Annotated in this window: 24 protein-coding genes and 2 other annotated features; of the genes, 5 read left to right on the plus strand and 19 right to left on the minus strand. The window is 26.8% G+C overall.

Annotated elements, in window-relative coordinates; genetic code table 11:
• Positions 1 to 105: 105 nt before the first annotated feature.
• On the minus strand, positions 106 to 474 hold the full coding sequence (locus KGF52_RS13730) for a C-GCAxxG-C-C family (seleno)protein (RefSeq protein ID WP_227840564.1): 369 nt from the start codon (positions 472 to 474) through the stop codon (positions 106 to 108).
• A 492-nt stretch (positions 475 to 966) separates the two neighbouring features.
• Between KGF52_RS13730 and KGF52_RS13735 the strand changes: the two genes are divergently transcribed.
• From KGF52_RS13735 to KGF52_RS13755, 5 genes are all read left to right on the plus strand, one after another.
• On the plus strand, positions 967 to 1,923 hold the full coding sequence (locus KGF52_RS13735) for an L-threonine 3-dehydrogenase (protein ID WP_227840565.1): 957 nt from the start codon (positions 967 to 969) through the stop codon (positions 1,921 to 1,923).
• A 287-nt stretch (positions 1,924 to 2,210) separates the two neighbouring features.
• Positions 2,211 to 2,561, plus strand: coding sequence for a hypothetical protein (locus tag KGF52_RS13740; protein ID WP_227828520.1), 351 nt, complete (start codon positions 2,211 to 2,213; stop codon positions 2,559 to 2,561).
• A 40-nt stretch (positions 2,562 to 2,601) separates the two neighbouring features.
• Complete coding sequence (locus tag KGF52_RS13745) at positions 2,602 to 3,573, plus strand: 3'-5' exonuclease (protein ID WP_227828519.1); 972 nt, start codon at positions 2,602 to 2,604, stop codon at positions 3,571 to 3,573.
• Positions 3,574 to 3,680: 107 nt separating this feature from the next.
• Entirely contained in the window at positions 3,681 to 4,340 is a 660-nt protein-coding gene (locus KGF52_RS13750) for a DUF421 domain-containing protein (RefSeq protein ID WP_227828518.1), read from the plus strand.
• A 2-nt stretch (positions 4,341 to 4,342) separates the two neighbouring features.
• Entirely contained in the window at positions 4,343 to 4,723 is a 381-nt protein-coding gene (locus KGF52_RS13755) for a DUF4363 family protein (protein ID WP_227828517.1), read from the plus strand.
• 129 nt (positions 4,724 to 4,852) lie between these two features.
• Here the strand turns inward: KGF52_RS13755 and KGF52_RS13760 are convergent, their stop codons facing one another.
• The 18 genes from KGF52_RS13760 to KGF52_RS13845 all read right to left on the minus strand — a co-directional run bounded on the left by KGF52_RS13760 (position 4,853) and on the right by KGF52_RS13845 (position 23,900).
• Positions 4,853 to 6,016, minus strand: a complete 1,164-nt coding sequence (locus tag KGF52_RS13760) for a MerR family transcriptional regulator (protein ID WP_227828516.1) — start codon at positions 6,014 to 6,016, stop codon at positions 4,853 to 4,855.
• A 226-nt stretch (positions 6,017 to 6,242) separates the two neighbouring features.
• Positions 6,243 to 7,295, minus strand: coding sequence for a BtrH N-terminal domain-containing protein (locus KGF52_RS13765; RefSeq protein WP_227840566.1), 1,053 nt, complete (start codon positions 7,293 to 7,295; stop codon positions 6,243 to 6,245).
• Positions 7,296 to 7,705: 410 nt separating this feature from the next.
• On the minus strand, positions 7,706 to 8,905 hold the full coding sequence (locus KGF52_RS13770) for an argininosuccinate synthase (protein WP_227840567.1): 1,200 nt from the start codon (positions 8,903 to 8,905) through the stop codon (positions 7,706 to 7,708).
• Between the two features lie 256 nt (positions 8,906 to 9,161).
• Positions 9,162 to 9,369, minus strand: a binding site (T-box leader).
• A 105-nt stretch (positions 9,370 to 9,474) separates the two neighbouring features.
• Positions 9,475 to 10,215 carry a tRNA pseudouridine(38-40) synthase TruA gene (gene truA / locus KGF52_RS13775; RefSeq protein WP_227828513.1) on the minus strand — a complete coding sequence of 247 codons (741 nt, stop codon included), beginning with the start codon at positions 10,213 to 10,215 and terminating at the stop codon, positions 9,475 to 9,477.
• A gap of 21 nt (positions 10,216 to 10,236) precedes the next feature.
• On the minus strand, positions 10,237 to 11,670 hold the full coding sequence (gene walK / locus KGF52_RS13780) for a cell wall metabolism sensor histidine kinase WalK (RefSeq protein ID WP_227828512.1): 1,434 nt from the start codon (positions 11,668 to 11,670) through the stop codon (positions 10,237 to 10,239).
• 2 nt (positions 11,671 to 11,672) lie between these two features.
• On the minus strand, positions 11,673 to 12,371 hold the full coding sequence (gene walR, locus KGF52_RS13785; protein ID WP_021384573.1) for a cell wall metabolism DNA-binding response regulator WalR: 699 nt from the start codon (positions 12,369 to 12,371) through the stop codon (positions 11,673 to 11,675).
• A gap of 28 nt (positions 12,372 to 12,399) precedes the next feature.
• The gene (locus tag KGF52_RS13790) at positions 12,400 to 13,779 is read right to left on the minus strand and encodes a hypothetical protein (RefSeq protein ID WP_227828511.1); all 1,380 of its coding nucleotides are present in this window, start codon (positions 13,777 to 13,779) and stop codon (positions 12,400 to 12,402) included.
• Positions 13,780 to 13,920: 141 nt separating this feature from the next.
• Positions 13,921 to 15,069 carry a THUMP domain-containing class I SAM-dependent RNA methyltransferase gene (locus KGF52_RS13795; RefSeq protein WP_227828510.1) on the minus strand — a complete coding sequence of 383 codons (1,149 nt, stop codon included), beginning with the start codon at positions 15,067 to 15,069 and terminating at the stop codon, positions 13,921 to 13,923.
• 53 nt (positions 15,070 to 15,122) lie between these two features.
• A complete protein-coding gene (gene larE / locus KGF52_RS13800) occupies positions 15,123 to 15,926 on the minus strand; it encodes an ATP-dependent sacrificial sulfur transferase LarE (protein WP_227840568.1) in 804 nt (267 codons plus the stop codon).
• Between the two features lie 385 nt (positions 15,927 to 16,311).
• Entirely contained in the window at positions 16,312 to 17,013 is a 702-nt protein-coding gene (locus KGF52_RS13805; RefSeq protein WP_227828508.1) for a DUF4253 domain-containing protein, read from the minus strand.
• A gap of 673 nt (positions 17,014 to 17,686) precedes the next feature.
• Entirely contained in the window at positions 17,687 to 18,049 is a 363-nt protein-coding gene (locus KGF52_RS13810) for an arsenate reductase family protein (RefSeq protein ID WP_227828507.1), read from the minus strand.
• Positions 18,050 to 18,282: 233 nt separating this feature from the next.
• The gene (locus tag KGF52_RS13815; RefSeq protein WP_227828506.1) at positions 18,283 to 18,660 is read right to left on the minus strand and encodes a VOC family protein; all 378 of its coding nucleotides are present in this window, start codon (positions 18,658 to 18,660) and stop codon (positions 18,283 to 18,285) included.
• Between the two features lie 137 nt (positions 18,661 to 18,797).
• Positions 18,798 to 19,469 (minus strand): amino acid ABC transporter ATP-binding protein, encoded by a 672-nt coding sequence (locus tag KGF52_RS13820; protein ID WP_227828505.1) that lies wholly within the window; start codon positions 19,467 to 19,469, stop codon positions 18,798 to 18,800.
• A gap of 32 nt (positions 19,470 to 19,501) precedes the next feature.
• Positions 19,502 to 20,113, minus strand: a complete 612-nt coding sequence (locus KGF52_RS13825) for an amino acid ABC transporter permease (protein ID WP_227435933.1) — start codon at positions 20,111 to 20,113, stop codon at positions 19,502 to 19,504.
• A 37-nt stretch (positions 20,114 to 20,150) separates the two neighbouring features.
• Entirely contained in the window at positions 20,151 to 20,954 is an 804-nt protein-coding gene (locus KGF52_RS13830) for an amino acid ABC transporter substrate-binding protein (RefSeq protein WP_227840569.1), read from the minus strand.
• 125 nt (positions 20,955 to 21,079) lie between these two features.
• Positions 21,080 to 21,339: a binding site (T-box leader), on the minus strand.
• A gap of 85 nt (positions 21,340 to 21,424) precedes the next feature.
• Positions 21,425 to 22,732 carry a hypothetical protein gene (locus KGF52_RS13835; RefSeq protein WP_227840570.1) on the minus strand — a complete coding sequence of 436 codons (1,308 nt, stop codon included), beginning with the start codon at positions 22,730 to 22,732 and terminating at the stop codon, positions 21,425 to 21,427.
• Between the two features lie 521 nt (positions 22,733 to 23,253).
• Entirely contained in the window at positions 23,254 to 23,406 is a 153-nt protein-coding gene (locus KGF52_RS13840) for a hypothetical protein (protein WP_227840571.1), read from the minus strand.
• A gap of 53 nt (positions 23,407 to 23,459) precedes the next feature.
• Positions 23,460 to 23,900 (minus strand): SufBD protein, encoded by a 441-nt coding sequence (locus KGF52_RS13845; RefSeq protein ID WP_227828501.1) that lies wholly within the window; start codon positions 23,898 to 23,900, stop codon positions 23,460 to 23,462.
• Positions 23,901 to 24,048 lie beyond the last annotated feature (148 nt).

The following is a 24,048-nucleotide window of genomic DNA, read 5'->3' on the forward strand; positions in this document are numbered from 1 at the left end:
GACTAAAATATAATCAAATTGATTTAAAAATTATATTAAAAGAAGATACTATTTATATAATAAAAAATAGCACTCCCCTAAATAGGAAATGCTCATTTCTTAAGATTATTTTTGATTTTCTAGTATATCATTTAAGGCATCATATGTGAAATTTATTATTTCACCACAGCTTACTTTATTTTTTTTCAATGAAGCACATATTTCTGTACTGTATTTGTCCCTTACTTTATTCATTAATTCTCTTGAATACTTTCTTGCTATATTTTCATCTAAATTATTATTTCGTCCATTTAGATACCCTATTATAACAACTGCTGCATTTACAGCTCCACAAACACTCCCTACAGTAATTCCAACCCCCATACCACTTCCTATTGAAATTGGTATATCTGTTTCATGTTCTTCATTATAAGATTTTATTAATGCTTCTGCACAAGTGTATCCTTGGTTATGATATATTGATGGTCTTGTCATTTTTATACTTCCTTTCAATTTTTATTTTAACTTATAATACTTTTTCATTTGTAGAATCATCTTTGTTATATCTTAATATTATATATTTTTATTATATCCTAAATTTACTTTTATTTCTGTGACTTAGTCACATACTCTATCTTTATACCTCATTAAGACTTAATTTAATAAAAAATAAATTTAGAACTTAAATAAAAGCAATCTTATAAGTATTACTTTTTAAATTTAATCCACTGTACATTTTGCCTATCTTTGTACTTTATCTATCTTTAAAAACAATCTCTATAAATAATACATATAAACATTTATATTACTATATCTTACCTATATACTTAATTTTGATATTTATTACATTAAATTCTGAAACATTTATTATGCTTTATTAAATTAAGTAATGCATTAATGGGTTTAATTCTTTGTATTTAAACAAAAGATTTGCTAAAATAAAAATAAGCAATAATACATAAATTAAACCCTAAGGAGGTTAGCAAATTGAAAAAAATACTTATAACAGGTGCATTAGGACAAATAGGCTCAGAATTAACAATCAAGCTAAGAAATGAATATGGAGAACAAAATGTAATTGCTAGCTCAAGAAGAATAAAAGAAGGAAATCCTGTATGTGAATCTGGTATATTTGAAATATTAGATGTCACAGATAAAAATCGATTCTTTGAAATCGCAAAAAAGTATGATGTAGATACTATAATTCATCTAGCTTCTCTGCTTTCTGCAGTTGCAGAAAGTAAACATTTAGAAGCTTGGAATTTAAATATGAATGGATTGATAAATGGTCTTGAAGTAGCTAGAGAATTGAATTGTAAGTTTTTTACACCTAGTTCAATAGCTGCATTTGGTGAAAATTCGCCAAAAAACATGACTCCTCAAGATACACTACAAAGACCTAATACTATGTATGGTGTCACTAAAGTTTCTGGTGAATTACTATGTGATTATTATCATTCAAAATTTGGAGTGGATACTAGAGGAGTTAGATTTCCTGGTCTTATTTCTTACGTTACTCCTCCTGGTGGTGGAACTACAGATTATGCAGTTGATATATATTATGAAGCATTAAAAAATAAAAAATATAAGTCTTACATAGCAAAAGGTACAAAAATGGATATGATGTACATGCCTGATGCCATTCAATCTATAGTAGATTTAATAGAAGCTCCAGCCGAAAAACTTATTCATAGAAATGCTTTTAATATCACCGCTATGAGTTTTGCTCCTGAAGAAATAGCTGATTCTATAAAAAAATATATACCTGATTTTACAATAGAGTATGATGTAGACCCTGTAAGACAAGGTATAGCTGATTCTTGGCCTAATTCATTAGATAGTAGCAGTGCTGTAAATGAATGGAATTTTAAAGCTAATTATGATTTAGATAAAATGACTAAGGATATGCTAGAAAAATTATCAGAAAAAGGAATTGGCAAATAACAAATTAAGAATTTAGTACCAAAAAATTCAGAAAATAAAACATCTTATCTTTATGATTCTATTTTATAAATCTTCACTTTTATATAGCTTTTATTCTCTGAAAATATAAAAGTTTTTACTTTTAACATACAACAAACTATTATTTATAAGCATATTAGTAGTTTTCTAATATGGATTAATCATATAAAAATAAACAGAAAGGAAAAAGCTACTATTGCAAGTATAATAAAAAAACTTAATCAAATTTTACTATACTTTGCATATTATAATACAAGTAGCAGGTGTTAATGTTGCTAAATTTAAGAGAAATTAGAGAAGAAATAATTAAAGAATATATAGGGAATAATTTAATCTCTGAACTTACAGAAGAGTTAAAGAATATTCTTATAGCTGATTTAAAATCTAACCCATTTAAAAGTAATATTGAACTCAGTATAATACCCGCAAATATAGAAATATTTAAAAAAATAGAAACTAAATTGATAGAAGCTAAAGTTAATCTAAAAATAGGTTGGGAAAGAATACTTATAAATTCTATCTTAAAAGATTCCTTTGATTTAAATTACGAAATAAATAAAAGTTGTAATGAGCCTTTGATGTTCAGAATCATTATATCGATTGATTCTTATGACGCTTAATCTCATTAAATAAATATCTATGAGGATGTGCTTTTAATTTATGAAATACAAGTTATTTATAGACTTTGAATTTAATATATTAGATGATAATAAATACAAGCTAGAATATAGTGGAGCTGAGTTGATTTCCATAGGTTGTGTTTTGGTAGATAATGACTTTAATATAGTTGATGATTATTATTCTTTAGTTAAACCAAAATACAATGAATTACTTTCATCTAAATGTAAAAAACTCACTAAATTAAACCAGTTAGAAATTGATAATGCTCATAATCTTTTATATGTTATGGATGATTTTTGCAAATGGTTTAAAAAATTTAGTGATGTTACAATATATAATTGGGGTAATTTTGATATTGCTGGTCTTCTAAATTCCTTTAGAGTATATAAATATACGGGTATCTGCTTAGAGTTATTCAATATGATGATTGATATTCAACCTTTTATATCTCAGCATATTACATACAAAAATAGAATCTTATCTAAGCAACTATCTTTACTAAATATGAAAAAGATTTTTTCTGTAGAGGGAGAAATTAAACATAATTCACTTTCAGATGCTATGGATTTAATGAATGTATGTAAATGTTTTTACCTTAACTATCCTAAAGATACTAATATACTTGAAGAATTATACAATAAACTGCCTCCTATTAAAAATCCTTTATATTGTATTCCCTACTTTGAGGATGAAAATTTTGAACTTAAATTTGACAAGACTCCAGAGGATATAATAATGCATCTTAAACAAATATTCAATATATTAAATATAAGTAAAAAAGACATTTATTTTAAAAAAAGAAGTGTATTAGTAAATAATTCTAAAATTATCAGCTTTAAAAACTTATCTTCTTCTTTTAAATTAATAAAGCTCAATGAATTTGAAGAATACCCTGATTTTGTATTGAAATTAGGGGATAAAAAGAATTTTGTTGAATCTGTAGTTAAGATAAATAAAAGTAATAGAAAATCTATAAAAAATTTAATATTGAGACTATCAAGAGTACCTTAAATAATTGAATTCAATTGTTTAAGGTATTTTTTATAATCTGAATTAATTTTTTTATATAGGATATACTAACTTAGTGTAAATATTTTTTAAAGGAGTAATTGATAGATATGACAGTTGTATTAATAAGAAGTATTATATTATACATAACAGTGTTGATTGCACTTAGAGTCATGGGAAAAGGTGAAATCGCTGAGATGAACTGTTTTGACTTGGTCATAACACTTTTAATTGCAGAAGTTGCATCCGTCCCAATGGAAAATAATAATATACCAATTATAAATGGCGTTGCAGCAATAACTGGCCTTGTAATTATGCAGACTCTAATTTCATTTTTATCCTTAAAAAGTAGAAAATTAAGTTCATTTTTATCAGGTAAACCTTCTGTCTTAATTGACAAAGGAAAGATTGTATATAATGAACTTAAAAAAGAAAGAGTTAGTATAGATGAGTTGTTAGAGCAATTGAGAATTCAAGGCTACTTCAACCTAAAAGATGTACAATATGCTATTTTAGAGACTGATGGTAATTTAAGTGTAGTTCCAGCATCAAGTTACAATAGTACTCCTCCAAGAGCTTTTAATCATTTGCCAATTCCACTTATATTGGATGGTAAAATAATAAATAAAAATCTTGATATGGCTGAAAAAGATACTAACTGGTTAATGGGTATCTTAAAGTCTAACCACATAGAAACTTTTAAAGATGTTCTTATTTGTGTTTTAGATGAAAATGACAAAATATTTATTCAAAATAAGAAGGGTGATTAATATTGAAATCTGCAACATTTGTTATACTATGGGCTGTTTTATTTATGCTATTTGGATTTTATGTTAATAATAAATTATATGATTTTACAGAGGACTATAAAAGTAATATGTCTATCTTAGAAAAATCTATAGTAGATGAAGATTGGGAAAAAGCTCAAAAAGAAGCTGATTCTATATCTACTAGATGGTCTAAAGAAAGAAATCATTGGTATAAAGTTTTAAATCATGAATACTTTGATGAAATAGGTCTAAAATTTAATATTCTTGATAAGGCAATTTATACTGAAAATAAATTAAAATCTTTAGAAGAAGTTGAAAGTATAAAAACATATTTAGGAAATATTGTTGAAAGTGTTAAGTTCGATATAAATTATATATTTTAACAATCACAAGTAAGGATATAGATAAAGTAATAATTCTATATCCTTTTTCTACATTCAAAATATAATCAACTTTGCAATAATTTAGTTGCTATTTTTTATCCTATTTTACAATTTTCCATATTTGTTTACTTATATTTTACTATTATCAGAATAAATTTTTAGAGCTTCTCCAATGAATTTAGATGCCCCTTTACCATATTTCTTATCATTTACTTGTATATAAATAGAATTTTGTAAATAAAGTTCTGCTAAATAATCTAAATTATTCTCTCCTTCATCTATCTTGTAAAATTCATTACTTCTGTTAGTTTCATACACTATATCTTCAACAATATCTTGAATTTCCTTTGAAGATGGATTTTTACTTAAGTCTGCTACAAGTTTTTCATATAACATATTTATTTTGGGCTGTTTATTACCTAAATAATGCTTCAAAACTTCGCCAATAAATTTACATGCTCCATTACCATACTTTTTATCAACTTCTTTTATCCATATGGGATTTAGTAAATAATTTTGTACCATGCCATACCAATTATCATCTCCATACTCCATATTAAAAAGTTCATAATCTTTCTTAGATGTATCTGTTATCTCTTTAGCAATTTCTTGAAGTTCTTTTGATAAAGGATTTTTACTTAAATCTGCTACAAGTCTTTTATACAGTTCTTTTAATTTTGGATGATTGTCCTCCAAACAATCTTTTTTAAATTCATCAAATTGTTCTGCTAAAGTTAATATATCACTATTAAAATTCTTCTTTATAGCCTCAGCATATTTCTCAATACTTCCATATTTTTTTATAGCCATTTTAGCAATTTCATCTTCTTTAGATTTAAACGTCTCAATATGCTCATTATATTTCTCTACACTACCATAAGTTTTGATTATTTTATCTTCATGCTCTATTTTAAATTCCTCTAATACTTTAAAATATTCACTCATGTCAAATCCTTTGAAGTTCACTATATTTTCCCCTTTTAAAGTTTTGTCTATAATTTCTATTAGACTATCCAATCTTTTACGTTTTATAATAAGTAGCTTTTTTTGACTTTCTAGAGCATGCATTTTATCAAAGTATGGGCTTAACATTATATCTTTAACCTCTTTTAAAGGTATCTCAAGTTCTTTAAAAAATAAAATTTGTTGAAGCGTTTCAATAGCTTCATCATCATAAAGCCTATACCCTACTTCTGTAATTTCACTTGGCTTTAATAAGCCTATTTCGTCATAGTAATGTAATGTGCGCACACTTATTCCTGTCAAATCTGAAACTTGTTTTACTGTTCTCATTGCCTCACCTCAAAATTTTATTTTATAGCTACAAATATTAATAAATACTTATATACCTATCAGTATTTATTAATATTTTCAAACTATGTTTTCATATTACAATATGACGTGGTGTTAGGGTCAACACTTTATAAATATATAATTTGATTTTTTGAACTCATTTCATATTTAAATTTTGATTATCTAGCTAATACACTTTTATTAAAAAAGAAATCTTATTCTATATTCATATACCTAACATTAAGTATCCAGCTTTCATTTGTTTCAAAATTTCAGAAAATAGCAAAGAAAGTTTTTCAGTCTCATCAACCTTATTCGATAAATAATCTATTATTATATTAGATATTTTTTCAATTATGATTGAACTTTCTTCAAAAATCTCTGCTACTTGTACCCAACAGTCATTTTTGTATTCAGTTCCAATACACTTAAGCATCTTGCTCATTTTATCAAAACCACCTTTAAATTCAACACTATCTGGTTCTTCAATTCCTTTGATTGCATTTGGAATAGTTGGTACCGTTCCAAAAAGCATAACCATATTAGCTAAAATCCTATCATAGTCATCTTTTTCCAATTCGTGTTTCCATTGTGGCAATTCTTTAATAAACTTTTCAAAACCTTTGTATCCTAAAAAACCTGTAGATGGATTTAAAAACATATCCCGCTTTATAGCAAGTGCTTCTTGGGCAATCTGATATTTATTCTTTGAACTATTCATTCTAACTGTACAAATTGTATTTGCTTTGCTTAATCCAGGATAACTACAATTCATACATTCACATAGTTCATCATAAGAAAGAGAAAGTAACTCAGTTCTCCCACAATCATATAAATATATTCTCTCTGCCATATCATCATACCCTACCATAAGCACATAATGAAAAGGAATATGCTCCTTATGATATAATTTTTCATAATATGGCAGATAATACATATCTAAAGCTCCTAAAACAACTGGATAACCAGAATCAATTTCTGATTTTGCTTTTTTTAAAGCTTGTTCATACTTTTTAAACTCATAGTGTTTATATTCAAAACCAACAATAGGTGCTAAAAATTCATACATTTTTTTGGTTCTTCCATCTCCCAAAGCAACCATTCTCTTTAATTCTTTTTTGTTTGTCCTCAGATAACAAAATGAACCAAAACCTGCTAATAAAAAGAAAAAATCATTTGGCAGAGATTCATCCATTTTATTCATATATATATCTTCTATACCATTCCACATACATTCATAATCATGCGAATGGTGTTTTATTTCAATTATTTTCCTCATTTAATCTACCTCCGTTTATAAATAATTTCATTATGGAATTAATAGTATTTTCATAAATTATATCTTTATAATTTCAAATGATATGCTTACTACCTTCTACTATGCGCAGCTTTTGCATGTAGATTTTTAATTAAACTTAGTATAAACCCTCTTATAATGTGAGAGTCAATAGCAAAATTCAAAAATAAGTATTCATATTGTGTAACTTATAAGAAAATCATACTTTTAATGCTTACAAATAAATAGGAAGTGTTGAAGAAAAATAAGTTTTAAAATTTCTTATATTGTAATAACTAAACTGTTACAAATTGTATAATGTAATAATTTTATATAAATATATAAAAAAGAGTATATAAAAAACTAAAAAACATTTCTTATATACTCTAATAATTTCAATTTACTATATTCTATTATTTACCAGCCTTCATAGCTCTAATTTTCAATGGTAAAGTAAATAAATTAATAAATCCTTCTGCATCTTTATGGTCATAAAGTTCACTATCTCCAAAAGAAGATATTCCTTCATCATAAAGTGCATTTTCAGTAAATATTCCAGCAGGTTTTATGTTACCTTTGTAAAGTTTAACTTTTACTGTTCCTGTAACATTATCTTGAGTTTGTTCCATAAATGCATCTATAGATTCTCTTAATTTACAGTACCATAATCCATTATAAATAAGTTCTCCATATTTGTAAGATACCATTTGCTTAAAGTGTAGTGTATCTTTATCCAAAGTAGCACTTTCTAAAATATTGTGTGCTTCATAAAGAATTGTTCCGCCTGGAGTTTCATATATCCCTCTTGATTTCATACCAACAAGTCTATTCTCAACTATATCTATAACTCCAACTCCATGCTTACAACCAAACTCATTTAATTTATGAATTAGTGCCACTGGAGATAATTCTTCCCCATTTATCTTTTTAGGCACACCTTTTTCAAAATAAACTTCTACATATTCAGCTACATCACATGCATCCTCAGGATCTACACATTGTTTATATACATCCTTTTTGTGTTCATTTTGTAGATGTTCTATGTCTCCACCTTCTGTTGATACATGCCAAAGGTTAGCATCTACTGAATATATTTTAGCTTTAGTTGCTGTTACTTTTATATTGTGTTTCTCAGCATAATCTATAGCATCTTCTCTTGATTTTATATCCCAGATTCTCCAAGGAGCTATAACTTTTATAGTTGGGTCAAGAGCTGCAATTGTAGCTTCAAATCTAACTTGGTCATTACCTTTTCCTGTACATCCATGGCATATATATTTTGCTCCTTCTTTATGAGCAACTTCAACTAATTTTTTAGCTATTATAGGTCTTGCTAAAGAAGTTCCTAATAAGTATTTTCCTTCATATTTTGCTTCTGCTTTTACAGCTTTAAATATAGTTTCAGTCACAAACTCTTCACTTATATCATCTACATAAGCTTTTGATGCTCCACTTTGTAGAGCTTTCTCATAAACATCTTCCATTTTGTCTTCTTGACCTACATTTCCACAAACAGCTATAACTTCTATATCTTCATAATTTTCCTTTAACCAAGGTATTATAATTGATGTATCAAGTCCTCCTGAATATGCTAATACTACTTTTTCCTTCATTGTTAATTCCTCCCAATTTTAAATTATGATTTTTATATTTTTTTATAGAAACTCTTAATATTGAATGACTTTAAAAATGTAGATTCTTATAAAATCATTTTAATACTAAAAAAACCCCTCAGTATTTTTAAATACTAAGAGGCGAAATATCCGCGGTACCACTCTTATTGATAAACTTAGCTAATCAATCAGTAAATGTACAACTACTAAATACACATTAGTAAATAAATATATTAAAAAACGCCTCTTGGAAAAACCAAGAGACGAAATATATCCGCGTTACCACTCTAATTGATAAGATAAACTTATCCACTCTTTCTCTTAAGGCGAGATTACCTACTAACATACTAAATTCAATTAGTATCCTCCAAAGTTCTTTTCACTAATACTTGTTTGCTAAGCTTCCACCATCCTCAGCTCTCTATAAAATACATAAAAGTTACTCTCTTTTTCATCGGATTTAAATATCAAATTTTTTAGATATCTCTTATAGAATATATAATAGTTTATTTTTCCATTTATGTCAACTATATAATTTATTTTCTTTTTAAAATGTTTTCTCTTTAAGCTTACTCATATTTTACTTTCCAAAGACATAGTCCTTTAGCTGGTGCGGTGTCTGATGACTTACTTCTATCTTTCAACTCAAGCATATACTTAATATCTTGTGGTGCTTTTCTTTTAAGACCAACATCTATCAATGCTCCTACTATTATTCTTACCATATTATACAAAAATCCATTTCCCTCTATATATATTTCTACAATATCATCATTTTCTTTTATATTTATTGAGTAAATTTCTCTTACATTAGATTTTTTCTTAGACTTAGAAGAAGCAAAACTAGTAAAATCATGTTCTCCTACTAAGTACTCACTTGCTTTTCTCATTCTATCTAAATCTAATTTTTTACTTATATGCGCAGCATACTTTCTCATAAAAGGACTGTGATATTTATTATTATCAATCTTATATAAATACGTTTTTGATTTTACATTGTATCTTGAGTGAAATCTTTCATCAACTTCCTCAACAGTTTTTACAACTATATCTTCTGGCAGATATTCATATAGATATTTTTGAATTTTATCTACTGAATCCATACAATTTGTTTTAAAGTTTATAACTTGACCTCTTGCATGTGCTCCCATATCAGTTCTCCCAGAACCAGTTATCTCAATGGTTTCATTGGCCATTTTGCTTAAGACAGACTCAAGCTTTTCTTGTATAGTCATGTCATTATCACCTAATTTTTGATAACCTTTATATCTTGAACCATCATATGCTACTATCATTTTTATATTTCTCATCTTAATCCTCTTTCTAAGAATTTATGCCTGTTTAGCAAATTTATTTTTTATATTAAAAATTATTTTTGTTCCAACGTTCTTTTCACTTTCTATTTTCATTACTCCACCATGAAGTTTTACAATTTCATTACTAATTGCAAGACCTAATCCACTTCCAGCCTTATTGTAATCTTCTTGGAAAAATTTATCTAAAACTTTATTTAAATTTTGCTTTTCTATACCTGAACCATTATCTTCAACTGATATAGTCGTTGTATCTTCATCCTGAGAAGCTACAACTTTTATGTAACCACCCTGACTAGTGAATTTAAATGAATTTTGTATTAAATTTATAAGAACTTGTCTTAGTCTATTTTTATCTCCTTGGATATTTTCTATAAATTCATTTTCAAATTCAAATAAAAGTGATATATCTTTTTCAGCTGCTTTAACTTTCAACTGATTTACAACCCCAACAACTAATCCTTCAACATCAACTATATCAACATGAAGCTTTATCCTATCAGAGGAAAGCCTTGAAAAATCCAATAATTCTTCTACCAACTTTATAAGTCTTTCTGTCTCATCTTGTATAATACCTAGACCTAAATCTAACTCTTCTCTAGTTATACTTTCATATCCTAATGTTTCACTCCATCCCTTTATAGATGTAAGAGGAGTTCTCAGCTCATGAGATACAGAAGATATAAATTCTTCTTTCAATTTTTCACTCTTATCAATTTCATGTGCCATATGTTCAAATGTCTGTGCTAAATCACCAATTTCATCATCTACAATCTTCATATTTTCCAATTTTATATTGTAGTTTCCTACTGCTAATTCGTTTGCAAACTTCTTTAGCTCTCTCAACGGTTTTATCAGAGTCTCAGCAAATTTGAGACTTATTAGTATAGCTATAATAAGTATAAATATTCCTGCCAATATAAGCCATGTAGCTTGCTTTAATATGGCGTTATCTATTCCATCTAATGAAACAGTATATCTAACAACACCTTCTATAATATTATTTACTTTGAGTGGTAAGGAGATACTCATGACATGTTCTCCTGTATCTGGTATTTTATAAGTATATGGTGTTAAATTCTTAGTCTTTACATCTCTTAATGCATTATCTACATCTTCATAATTTGCTTTTTCTTTACTTTTAAATCCATATTGGTCCAATATAACATTTTTATTCTTATCTATTATTGAAATCCCAAATTCTGAATTCTTTGTTAATGGTTGTTTATCAAAAATGTTTTTGACTTTTTTCTCAAAACTTGTAGTTTCCATTGTAATAGCATTATATTCATCAGCATATTTTATTTCAGATTCAAGTAGCTGTTTAACAGAATCATAGTAATAGTTTTGTATATAAAACATGAATAGCCCTTCAAACAGAGTTACCATTATAATAATTATTATAAAATAGTTTTTTATTACTTTTTTTCTCAGACCTTCAAAATGTAACACTATTATTCTTCCTTTCTAAAACAGTATCCATAACCCCAAATAGTTTGTATATATTTTGGTTTTGATGGGTCATCTTCTATTTTATTTCTTATCCTTCTTATATTTACATCTACTATTTTAAAATCATACAAATAATTAGTTCCCCATACCTCATCTAATATCTGATCTCTACTTAATGATTGTTTAGCATTTGATATCAGATATTTTACTATTGAAAATTCTGTTGGAGTAAGTTCAATCTCTTTACCATTCTTAAATAATTTTCTTTTATCTATATCAAGTATAAATGGTGGTGAGACTATTTCACTTGACTTAACATTTGAATCATCTTTTGCAACTCTTCTAAGAAGAGCAGAAACCCTGACTAAAAGCTCCTTTATACTAAATGGTTTTATGATGTAATCATCTGCTCCTGAAATAAATCCTTCTATTTTATCATCTTCTTGAGCTTTTGCAGTAAGCATTATTATACCAACTTGATCAAAATTTTCCCTTATAAATTTACAAACCTCTATTCCACTTATATCTGGAAGCATTACATCTAAAAGAGCTATTGTAATGTCACTTTCTGTTGTCATTTTTTCTATAGCTTCTCTACCTGTACCCGCTTCAACTATTTCATAGCCTTCTCTTTTTAAGTTTATACTGACAAAACTTCTAATTCCAATTTCATCTTCTAGTATAAGTATTTTTTCCTTCATAAAATAAAACCTCCAATTGAGTATAATATTAACCATATATTAATGAGAAATACTCTTTTAATGCGTCTATAGTAATATCTAGCTTATCCATTTCATTTGCATCATTTATAACTAGTAAAAAAGTATATTCATCACTTTCTTGAAGTACAATAGAATTTTGTGTATTTGCACTTTTTCTATCTTCAAGTTTATTTTTACTCTCTACTACTATATTAAATAAATTCTTACGTTCTGAATAATCAAAATAGTAAAATTTAAATACTGCTTTTTCACCAACAAACTCTTGTTCAACAATTATTTTATCCACTAAATTATTTTGCATAAATAACCTAAAATTGTATTTATAATTATAGTATATCTGGCTTATAAATATTAATTTTGAATTAGAACCTTCTTTCCCATTCCATCTGTACCAACTTATATTAGCAGATGCTTTAGAGGTATAGGTATTTCTATTTCCACCAGCAACTATAGGTATCTCTATAATTTTATCTTTATCAACATCATCAACAGGTATGTAGTAAGGTTTAGTAATAGTTTTATCATAATCACTAAATACTTTTTGAATTTTATCATTTTTCATATATAATATCTGTGTGATATAATTATTTTCCTTTAACATGGGAATATCAAGTACAACACCTTTGATGGATGCCGATGAGTTTCCAACAGATGAAGCAACATTACCTAGAGTTATATATAACTCATTTAGATTTTTTACATTTTCAAATTTGACATAATCCTTAACCTTCATAGTTCCATCAAAATTTGCAACAGTTGCAAACATCTCATTAGTTTTATTATTCAAATGAAGCATTAATATATCTATCTTGTCATCTCCATCTATATAACCAATCTTTACTTTTATATCGTTAAAATCTTCTTTATTTTGAATCCAAGAAGCATCTAAATCGTATACTTTTGTGATTTCATTATCCCTTACTTTGTATATATGCATATTAGTTTTATCTTTGGATTTAACAAGTAAAATAACTTCCTTATATCCATCTGAATCCAAATCATAGAAATTAGCATATTCTATTGATTCTCCATTTTCTAAATAATGGTCTCCTAGTACATATTTTTCACCATTGTAACTTAAGGTTACAAAACCTACTTTATTAACATTATTACTTAAATCTTCTTTTTGCTCAAATACTACTAATTCATCAACTCCATCACTATTTAAATCTACCTTATTTATTTTTCCTACCTCTTTTGTATTAGAAGGCAATATCATAGATGAGTCTGGTTTTAGTAGCTGATCTATACCATCGTACAATACTTTTTTTGTATCATCATAGTCAGGTATCTTTGCCAATTGCTCTGGAGATTCAGTTTTAACATTACATCCAGTAACAAATAACATCATTAAGCCTGATACAATAATAAGTTTTAATAACTTCATTTAACTCCTCCTAATCCTACAATCTTAAATTTTTCTCGCAAAAATCTCCTCACAATAGTTAGACGTTTCAAATCCTCATAAGGTTTTACTTATTTTAACAAAACTTTATTATTTTGATAAAACTTATGATAAATATAAAATCTAATTATTATTTCTAGGAGGTTTAGGCCCTGGATATTGGAAAAAGTTAGTTTTTAGCATACCATTATATAGTTTTCTCTTTTTAGCTGCTTTTTGTCCAAATTCATATTCAAATTCTTCATAAGAAGTTATCAGATAATATGACCAATTTTTTAACTTTCTAAATGCATAACCAAGCTCTTTATATAATTGTTTAACACTATCCTTATCTTCTAATCGTTCTCCATAAGGTGGATTGGTAACTATAAATCCAAATTCTTCTTCACTTTTAAACTCAGTTGCATCTCCTACATTAAATTCTATATATTCATCTACACCTGCTATTTCTGCATTTTCTTGAGCTATATCTATACATTCTGCATCTATATCATATCCATAAATTTTAAATTTAGATTCATTGTCTATTTTATTAAAAGCATCTTTTCTTACATCCCACCAAATCTTTTTATCAAGTGTTCTCCATTTTTCTGATATAAATTCTCTATTTAAGCCAGGCGCCATATTTATACCTATCATGGCTGCTTCAATTAATATAGTACCAGAACCACACATAGGGTCTACTAAAGTCCTACCTGCTTTCCAAGGAGTTAAGTAGATAAGTCCAGAAGCTAAAGTTTCTCTTATTGGAGCTTTATTTGCTTTTTCTCTATATCCTCTTTTATGTAGAGCATCTCCAGTTGTGTCTATTGAAAGAGTTACTTTATCTTTGTGTATAAATACAAATATAGGGTATTTTTCTTTATCTTCTTTAAGCAAACCATCCTCTAAATAACTTTTCTTTAAGCTTTCTACAATAGCTTTTTTTACTATAGCTTGTACATCTGGTGTACTGTATAATTTTGATTTTATAGAAGAAGCCTTTGAAATAGGAAATTGCGCTCCATAAGGTATATATTTAGACCAGTTTATCCTTTTTGTATTTTCAAATAATTCATCAAAGCTTTTTGCTTCAAATTCAGCAATCTTAAGATGTACTCTTTCTGCACATCTCAACCACATATTTGATTTTGCTATTCCAAATTCATCAGTCTTATATGTTATTCTTCCATCTTCTGTTTTTATTATTTCATATCCCAAATTAGTAATTTCTCTAGCCAACATTTTCTCCATTCCAAAAAAACATGGCGATATTAGTGTATAGTTTTTCATAAAACCTCCTGTTTCTTATATTAATTATAACGATTATTTATTTTTTAACCTATTTACATATTTAAATTCATACTTCCCATTTGATATCCTGACATATCTAGTGTAACATATTTAAAGCCAAATTCTTTTAATTTAGTGTCAACTTTACTAAAATTGTTATTTTCAAAAAATTTACCTAATTCTTCCTGGTTAACTTCTATTCTAGCTATATTTCCATGCATTCTTACTCTAAATTGAGAAAATCCCAAGTCGGATAAATATTCTTCACTTTTTTCTATTATCCTAAGCTTTTCATCTGTAATTTCAACACCATAAGGAATTCTGCTTGCCAGACATGCAAATGATGGTTTATTAAAAGTTTCTAACTTCATATTTCTTGAAAGTAACCTAATTTCATCTTTCTTTAATCCACTTTCTTTTAATGGACTAATTACTTCTAATTCATTTAGTGCTTTAAGACCTGGTCTATAGTCTCCTAAATCATCTACATTGGTTCCATCTACTATGTACTTTATATTATGTTCCTTTGCGACCTCTTTTATTTTAGTAAATATATATTTTTTACAATGATAACATCTTTCAGCACCATTTTCTTTGAATTCCTTTAAATCAAAATCTTCTATTTTTAATATAATATGTTTAACTCCAAAATCCTTAGTATATTGTTTTGCTTCTTCTATTTCTCTATTTGAGTGCATCATTGCATGAACAGTTACAGCTATAACATTATCTCCTAATGTATCTCTTGCTACTTTAAGTAAGAAATTACTGTCAACTCCACCTGAATAAGCAACTGCCACACTTTCTAACCCAATCAAATTTTCTCTTAATTTTTCTAGCTTTTCTCTTTCCTTCATTAAATCTACCTCCATATCAAGAAAATATGAACTCTAAAACTATTCTTATTTTTTACATACTTAATGATTATAACATATAAAGTATATATTTTAAAAATTAGAATGTCTTTTAAGTATATTAATTATAATATTAAAGTACTTTTATTTATATCTTTATAATTTAAGCATATTACTGTACTACACTATATAAAAACAAAACAGTGTAATACAGCAATATACTTAAAAGCCATGAAGTGTAAGTAGCCTATCTTCATGGCTAAGTTCACGATTTTATTATCATATAATTACTCTTCTTAGTAATATAATTGTAAATTACAAAAAGATACTATCATTAGAAATGTTCTAAAAACTTAAACTTAATACTTATAGTTTACACAGTTCTATATCAATCCCACCAAAAAAGCCATATAGTAGAACCTTGTATTACCTCTTTTAGAGCTCTTAATGTCTCATATCCTTGTACAATAATATCTTCACAGTACAAGATTAATTCTATGCATAAGTTATTAAACATTTTATTATCGCTAGTTATATTTTTTGAAAAATATTGAACTGTGTCACATCCAATTGCTATCGGGTATGCTCCATAGTTTTCGTACCAATATTTTGCAACTGCTATATGCTCTTCATCACTAGGACAATCGTTAAATCCACCAATTGGTATATATGCAAATACTTCGTAAGGTTTAGTTGTTGGGACTTTAGCTATGTAAACTTTGTTATTTTCTTGAAATATATCTATATTTGTAATTGGGTTAAAACTTTTATAGTCACAAAAAGTATCTTCTGAATCTATGAGTTCTTTTATCATCTCTGAAATTTCACTCTTCCTATACTTGAAAAATTCATTTACATCAATTTCATTATATTTTTTCAGACAATACTCTTTGTAGTTCTCAAGAGATCCATACTCTTTATTAATAATATCGATGTTTTCTTTTAGCAATCCTACCTTTTCATCGATAATTATAATTGGTGTATACCCTTTTTCTTTTCCATCTTCTATCATCGTCTCTAATAAATTGTCAATATCAATATCATTGTTCACAGGAACACATTCAAAACCATATAAATCTTCAATACCCATATTTATCTCCTATTCTTTTTAGATTTAATTCTTTTGAAAGTTTTCTTTTTTTGTTGTCAAATTTTTAAATACTATTATTATTTGTAAAACTATAAGTAGAGGTATAATTTGTAAAAAACATTCATATCAAATAAATTTTTCATTTAATTTTTTGTATAAATATAATGTTTTTTATGACAATATCCTCATATAAATATAATATCACAAAACAAATGTTCATGGTTAATAATAAGTAATTTTGTAATAATTCGTTGTAATATTATGTTATTTTAAATAAAATAAATGATATAATTTGTATAAGAAAGGTCATGTTTATTCACATTAAATTTATTTGAGACAAATTTAATGTGGATATTTTTTTAATAGTAACAAATATCCACAAAATAATAAATAATATTATATTTTATTAGACTTTATGTATAGTATAAATTCTAAAAAATCACATGCCAGTTTGCAAGAATTAACAGATTAAAATCAAGATTTAGATTTAATAGTACTTTTATGTAAAAAGATATGTATTTATTTAATATATTAAACTCAGAAAGTACAAGATTCTTCTATCTAATAGTTAATAATTCTATTGATGTGGTTTTAATCTCAATGCTAAATACTAAAAATACTTAAATTTATAGGTGTATCAATTAAAAATTTTAACTAATACACCCATTGATTTCTATTCTTCCTTTAATAAAATATCTTTCCATACATCTTCTTTAAACCCTAACAGTACATTTTTACCATCAAATAGTAGTGGTCTTTTAATAAGCATACCATCACTTACTAATATTTCTAGAAGTTTATCATCTTGCTCAGTCTTTACTACATCTTTAAGACCTAATTCTCTATATTTCATTCCACTTGTATTAAAAAATTTTTTTATATCATACCCACTAATATTATAAATTGACTCTAATTCATCCTTAGTTGGTGGATTTTGAACCATGTCTATATCCTCAAATTTTAAATTATTTTCTTTAAGCCAATTTTTTGCTTTTTTAACTGTAGAACATTTTGTATATCCATATAATTTAATCATTGTAGTAAAACTTCCTTTCTAGTTTTTTATCTTAATATTTATATGCTTATACCCATAATTTGTATATTTTAATCAATTTGTATCATAATTACTCTAAGCTTTCAATAAAATTCTTGAATTTTTATACAATTAAAAGCCATGACAATTTAAAGTCACGACTTTTTTACTACGTTGTTAAATTGAAATTTAGCTACTCTATATTATGCTTATTAGTTGTAGGTTTTTTGTTTTAACTATGTACTCAAATACCAAGTATACCCATACCTATCAAGCACTTCAGCACCACCATCACTTTGATCTGGTGGTGGGTGTGGTAAAAATCCTTGCACAAGCGTACCGCCCTCGGCAAGTTTTACAGATATTTCTTCTATCACTTCTCGAGACGGTAGCACAACACAAATCGCCATTCCAGAAATTACAACAGGCTGGTTTGTATCGGCCCCCATTATACAACCTTCATATTTTGTGAAAGTAACACTTGCGTGCATAACAGGATTGCTTGGGTTGTTATCTAATCGTGCAAACAGAGTTTTTCCACCTCCGAAAGCCTCAGCATAAAAGTTAAATGCTTTTTCACAGGTCCCATTAAATGTTAAATATGGAGTTAGCATGGTCAATATCTCCTCCTTGATACAAAATATAAATTTTATATAATTATACATTAAAATTTATATTTTTCATTGTAAAAATCAGACAAACAATCCTTATTTTTTTATAAAATTTTAATACAAATTTCATTTATAAAAATTTAAACAATTTTTTCTTTTATTTGAATATCCTCAACTATACCATCTTTTATACTTATAATCTTATCTGCAACACTATTTGAAAATACAACATCATGTGTAATTATCAGTATAGTCATTCCCTTATCTTTAAGCCTATTCATTATATTTACTACTTTTTGAATAGTATCAATATCAAGTGCAGAAGTAGGCTCATCAAAACAGAGAACTTTTGGCATTAATGCACAAGACCTAGCTATTGCAACTCTTTGTTGCTGTCCTCCTGACAACTCAAATGGATAGGAATTCAATTTATCTTCCAAATCAACTAGTCTCAAAAGTTCTTTAGCTCTATTTTCAGCTTCCTCTCTAGGAACCTTAAAAACATTAACTGGAGATTCAATTATATTTTCAAGTACTGTCATATGAGGAAATAGATTGAAGTTTTGAAAGACCATACCTATTTTACCACGTATTTTTGCCATGTCTTTCTTATTTTTTATTATTTCATTATCTATTATAATTTCTCCACTATCAAATTCTTCAAGACCATTTATACATCTTAATATTGTAGTCTTTCCTGCACCAGATTTGCCAAGTAAGACACCAATCTGACCTTCTTCTAGTTCAAAAGAAATATCTTTAAGTACTTTATTTTTTTTAAATGATTTATTTAAATTACTGATTTTCAACATATGAAAAACCTCCTCCTATAATTATTGTAGCTTTATCTGTAATAAGAATATTTTTTTTCAAGTAATTCAAATCCCTTAGTGAGTATAGCTACAAATATAAGATATATTGCTCCTGCCTCAAATAGTGGTAACAAACTTGCTTCTCTATTCATTGCTATTTGAGATATTCTTAAAATATCATTTAATCCTAATATATATACTAAAGATGTATCTTTTACCAATGTAATTACTTCATTTGAAATAGGTGCTAGTATTCTTTTAAAAACTTGTGGAAATATGATTCTCTTGTACATCGTAAATTTATCAAACCCTAGTACTTTTGAAGCTTCATATTGACCTCTATCTATTGATTGTATTCCACCTCTAAATATTTCTGCAAAGTATGCTGCATAATTTAAGAAGAAAGCTACTATTCCAGCTGTAAATCTGTCAAACACAATTCCTATAAGAGGTAAACCATAGAATATTACTATCATTTGTAAAAGTAAAGGTGTTCCTCTCATTATTAATATATAACATTGTGTAATACCACTTATTAATTTATTTTTTGATAATCTTAAAAATGCAACTCCAATCCCCAATGGAATTGATACTATCAATGTTATACAAAACATTGCTATAACTATTTCTAAACCTTGTAACATGCCTTTAGTGCCCCCTTCTTAACAGCTAACTTATCTTTTATTTAAACCACTTATCATAAATTTTGTCAAAAGCTCCATCTTTTTTCATTTCTTGTAATGTTTCATTTATTTTCTTACAAAGTTCTGGATTTTCTTTAGATGTTGCTACAACATAATCTTCTAATCCAAAATCTTCTTTTAATACTTTATATTTATCTTCACCTTTTTGTCCCATATAGTATCTAATTAAAACTTCATCACCAACAACTGCACTAGTTCTACCTATTTCTAAGTCTCTAAGTGCTTTATCATAAGTATCATAAAGAACTGGAGCTCCACCCTTTAAGCTATTCATAAAATCTTTATCTTTTTCTACTGCATCAAGAGCTGTTGAACCTTGTTGAGTTCCAACTTCTTTATCTTTTAAATCAGCTTTTGTATTTACTTTTGAATCACTTAAAGTAACTATTATTTGTTTATTTTGTAAATAAGGTTCTGTATATGATACTATTTTCTTTCTCTCATCTGTTATAGAATATCCATTCCATAATACATCTACAGTTTTTGAATCGTTTAACTCTGTTTCTTTCATTGACCAATCTATTGGTTGAAATTTAACTTCCATTCCAAGTCTCTTAAATGTCTCTTTTGCTAAATCAACATCAAATCCCACTGTTTCTCCTTTTTCATCTAAAAATCCCATTGGTACAAATGTATTATCAAATCCTACAATTACCTCTTTTTTTGATGTATTTGAAGTATTTTTATCCTTTTCATTATCTGATTTTGAACAACCTGCCATTCCACTTACTAAACCTAACATAATTGTAAATAATCCTAATTTTTTTAATATATTTTTCATAATATTCTCCCTCATCTTTTAAATTTTTAAATATTTTGATTATTTTAGAAAAAATGTATCTGTTGCAATATAATTTTCTGCGCGCTTAAAAAATTATATTAAAAAACTCCCGTCTCTAGCTATTGCTAGAGGACGGGAGTTAAATCTCGTGGTTCCACCTCTGTTCATTAATGCCTCACGACACTAACCTCTTTAAGTACAATAAAATTATACTCTAGCACTATAACGGGTGCAAGGATACCGGAAAGCTCCTAATAAAGTATTTTTACTCTTTCAGAGTCCTGCTCAAAGATGTGTTCAAAGTAAAATCTATTGCTCCTCTCACCAATCGGAAACTCTCTGTTTAAGATTACTTACTTTTACTATTTCTTTTCGTAGCATTTAATGTTGTTTTGAATTATTATTATGATATTGATTTTATATCATAAGGTAATATCTGTCAATATATATTTTAAAATAAATATAAAAATCTAATTCCAAGGCACAACTTCCACCTCACCATAACATCGTTCTACCAATCTATTAGAATACTCTCCTTTATATCCCAAAATAAAAAGCAAAACAAGCTCAATATATCTTGTTCCAATTGAAATTATATTCCAAATGTCTTCAACTTCTAATGTAGCTCTATGGGCTTTTCTACTTGGATGAACTATACTATTTCTTAAATAAATAATTAAATCTATTCCATCATCAAACTTCTTTTTTATCATATTGTCAAATATATCTAACTCATATTTACCATATGGTATCTTACATATATCAAGTAGAAGTCTGATATTTTTAGATGCCAAATTATGGTCAAAAGTTTCATCTGTAAGCACCTTATTCTGCTCTACTAGCATTACATATGACAAAGTTTCAAGTGCAATCTGTACAGATATTATATTATTTTCCATAGTCACACTTCCAAGAGACTCTATATACCAATCAACAACACTCTTTATCGCAGAACCATAATAAAAATCTTCTAATTTTTTACACATGAGACTTATATATTTTTCCATATTATGATAATTTGACAGCGTATCTGACCATGTTGGTACATATCTAAAAGGTGTTATTTGATTCTCATTCCAAATTCTATAAACTTCATTACCATTTCTATATCCTTTTGCCAAACAAAATCCAACATATCTTCCACACATAAAACTCAAGGCTGTTGCTATTCTATCTAAAAGATTTATTGTATTATTAGTTCTAAAAATTTTACCATCTTTTCTTCTAATCCTACCTATATGAGTTATTATTGCTCCAGATTTAGACCTCAAATCTGACTTTAATTCTTTTCTATAATCATACCGTTTATCTATAGTAACAACATAATCATTTATATCAAATTCAATCCTACCTGCATATACTTTATCATTGTATTTTATAAGTTTTCCAGGTATTTTATCTAAGTTTATTATATTAAAATCTACATGTTCAACATAAGAGTTTTTAGATTTTATACAATCATCATTGATATATCCTTCTATGCCAAAATCACTTAGAGTATTTATTGTTATAGAAATAATCTTATAACCATAGACCTCAAGAATAGCATTATCATAATCCAAAACTAAGTTATCATCTTCATTTTCTATATCTTCAATGCAACCTATATCTGCTTTAAAATTTATGGATATTGGAGGTGTCATTTTATAATAAATTTTTCCATTACATCTATATTTCTTATCTAAATATATGCAAAATCTACCTTCATAGATACTAATATCTTCATTGATATCATAGCTTAAATATGGTGATGTTATAGCATCATCAATTGCTTTCATTTTTGTTCCCACCTTTGCTTTTGTATAATAACATGGGGATTTCAGTTCTTTTTTATTTAGTAAAACCCAATCTATTATATAATTCAATATATTATTTTTATTAATTATGTATTTTATAATTTCTTATAAAAACAGTATCATCGTTTGTTAGACACATTATGTATTTTTAAATTTTTTATTTATTAATAATACCTAAAGTGGATTGTAAGAAATCATTTTACTACCAAAGCTTTTATTCATTTAGATATTATCATTCATATATATACATTGTCAAAGAAAACATTTAATTTATCAAATATTTTCTTTAACAATATATTATCTATAATTTTATAAATAATACATTTAACAAACTGAATCTATTTCATTGAATGATTTTTCAAAATAAAAATGATAGCTTTAATTTGTTATTTCAAAACTACCATTAAATTATGTATATTCTCTTTTAACATATAAAGCTTTTACTCATTACAACAATTTTTACTACTTTTATTTAGTCTATATATTCAAGCATATTATAATACTCATAAAATTAGAACCCAATATTCAATCAAACTTTTACCATCCTTATCAACTACATCCTGTATTGTTTCTAAATTAGTTTTCATAATGCCTCCTTCTAGTATGATTGTACATAATTCTGTCTTAGCTGTTTTCACATTTCTTGCTATTGTCAAAAAAATTAATCCCTAATGATGATATCAACTGGTAAAATTTAGATAATATATCTTTACTCAAGATTAGATAAAGTATTACTTATATCCTTTTCTACTAATGGTTTCATATTATCATTATAAATACTTATATCTGCATTACTTAATTCCCTTCTTATACGATGAATAAGTTGTTTCTTATATTTTGTAATATTAGGTAATGACTGAATAAAATTTCTCGCCACAGAAGGCTTTTTATCCACTATGTGACTTAGTATACTATCTATATTCATTTCAATTTTATTATCAGTATCCCACTTAGCATTTGCAACTATTAATGACAGTCCTCTTGTACGAATATATGAACTTTCATTATTAATCATCTCTAGAAAATAATCAAAGAAACAGTATGTAATGTTTGATTTTTTGCTTTCATTTTCTAGAAATAAAAAAGTTTTATATGCTTCAGTGTGATTTTTTGAACATAAGTCATTAATAAGCAAATCAATATTTTCCAATACTTTCATCTCCTTTGTAACAAATATTTATTTAAGCTGAGTATAACATAACAAAAAATAAATAGAAATAATTGCTGACTCATATACAAATCTGACGCTGCCGACTATACCTCTTGTGCAGATTACATCGATCGACGTATCATCACAA

The organism is Clostridioides sp. ZZV15-6597, from assembly GCF_020657815.1.
In the GTDB taxonomy this organism is placed as follows: domain Bacteria; phylum Bacillota; class Clostridia; order Peptostreptococcales; family Peptostreptococcaceae; genus Clostridioides.

Bases quoted from the DNA above. Each gene is read 5' to 3' on its own strand.
- KGF52_RS13810 (WP_227828507.1), bottom strand. From the start codon at position 18,049: ATGATTAAATTATATGGATATACAAAATGTTCTACAGTTAAAAAAGCA.
- KGF52_RS13820 (WP_227828505.1), bottom strand. From the start codon at position 19,469: ATGTTGAAAATCAGTAATTTAAATAAATCATTTAAAAAAAATAAAGTA.
- KGF52_RS13830 (WP_227840569.1), bottom strand. From the start codon at position 20,954: ATGAAAAATATATTAAAAAAATTAGGATTATTTACAATTATGTTAGGT.
- KGF52_RS13765 (WP_227840566.1), bottom strand. From the start codon at position 7,295: ATGAGGAAAATAATTGAAATAAAACACCATTCGCATGATTATGAATGT.
- KGF52_RS13825 (WP_227435933.1), bottom strand. From the start codon at position 20,113: ATGTTACAAGGTTTAGAAATAGTTATAGCAATGTTTTGTATAACATTG.
- larE (WP_227840568.1), bottom strand. From the start codon at position 15,926: ATGAAGGAAAGAGAAAAGCTAGAAAAATTAAGAGAAAATTTGATTGGG.
- KGF52_RS13795 (WP_227828510.1), bottom strand. From the start codon at position 15,069: ATGAAAAACTATACACTAATATCGCCATGTTTTTTTGGAATGGAGAAA.
- truA (WP_227828513.1), bottom strand. From the start codon at position 10,215: ATGAGAAATATAAAAATGATAGTAGCATATGATGGTTCAAGATATAAA.
- KGF52_RS13835 (WP_227840570.1), bottom strand. From the start codon at position 22,732: ATGAAAGCAATTGATGATGCTATAACATCACCATATTTAAGCTATGAT.
- KGF52_RS13740 (WP_227828520.1), top strand. From the start codon at position 2,211: ATGTTGCTAAATTTAAGAGAAATTAGAGAAGAAATAATTAAAGAATAT.
- KGF52_RS13750 (WP_227828518.1), top strand. From the start codon at position 3,681: ATGACAGTTGTATTAATAAGAAGTATTATATTATACATAACAGTGTTG.
- KGF52_RS13790 (WP_227828511.1), bottom strand. From the start codon at position 13,779: ATGAAGTTATTAAAACTTATTATTGTATCAGGCTTAATGATGTTATTT.
- KGF52_RS13760 (WP_227828516.1), bottom strand. From the start codon at position 6,016: ATGAGAACAGTAAAACAAGTTTCAGATTTGACAGGAATAAGTGTGCGC.
- KGF52_RS13805 (WP_227828508.1), bottom strand. From the start codon at position 17,013: ATGGGTATTGAAGATTTATATGGTTTTGAATGTGTTCCTGTGAACAAT.
- KGF52_RS13770 (WP_227840567.1), bottom strand. From the start codon at position 8,905: ATGAAGGAAAAAGTAGTATTAGCATATTCAGGAGGACTTGATACATCA.
- walR (WP_021384573.1), bottom strand. From the start codon at position 12,371: ATGAAGGAAAAAATACTTATACTAGAAGATGAAATTGGAATTAGAAGT.
- KGF52_RS13730 (WP_227840564.1), bottom strand. From the start codon at position 474: ATGACAAGACCATCAATATATCATAACCAAGGATACACTTGTGCAGAA.
- KGF52_RS13745 (WP_227828519.1), top strand. From the start codon at position 2,602: ATGAAATACAAGTTATTTATAGACTTTGAATTTAATATATTAGATGAT.
- KGF52_RS13815 (WP_227828506.1), bottom strand. From the start codon at position 18,660: ATGCTAACTCCATATTTAACATTTAATGGGACCTGTGAAAAAGCATTT.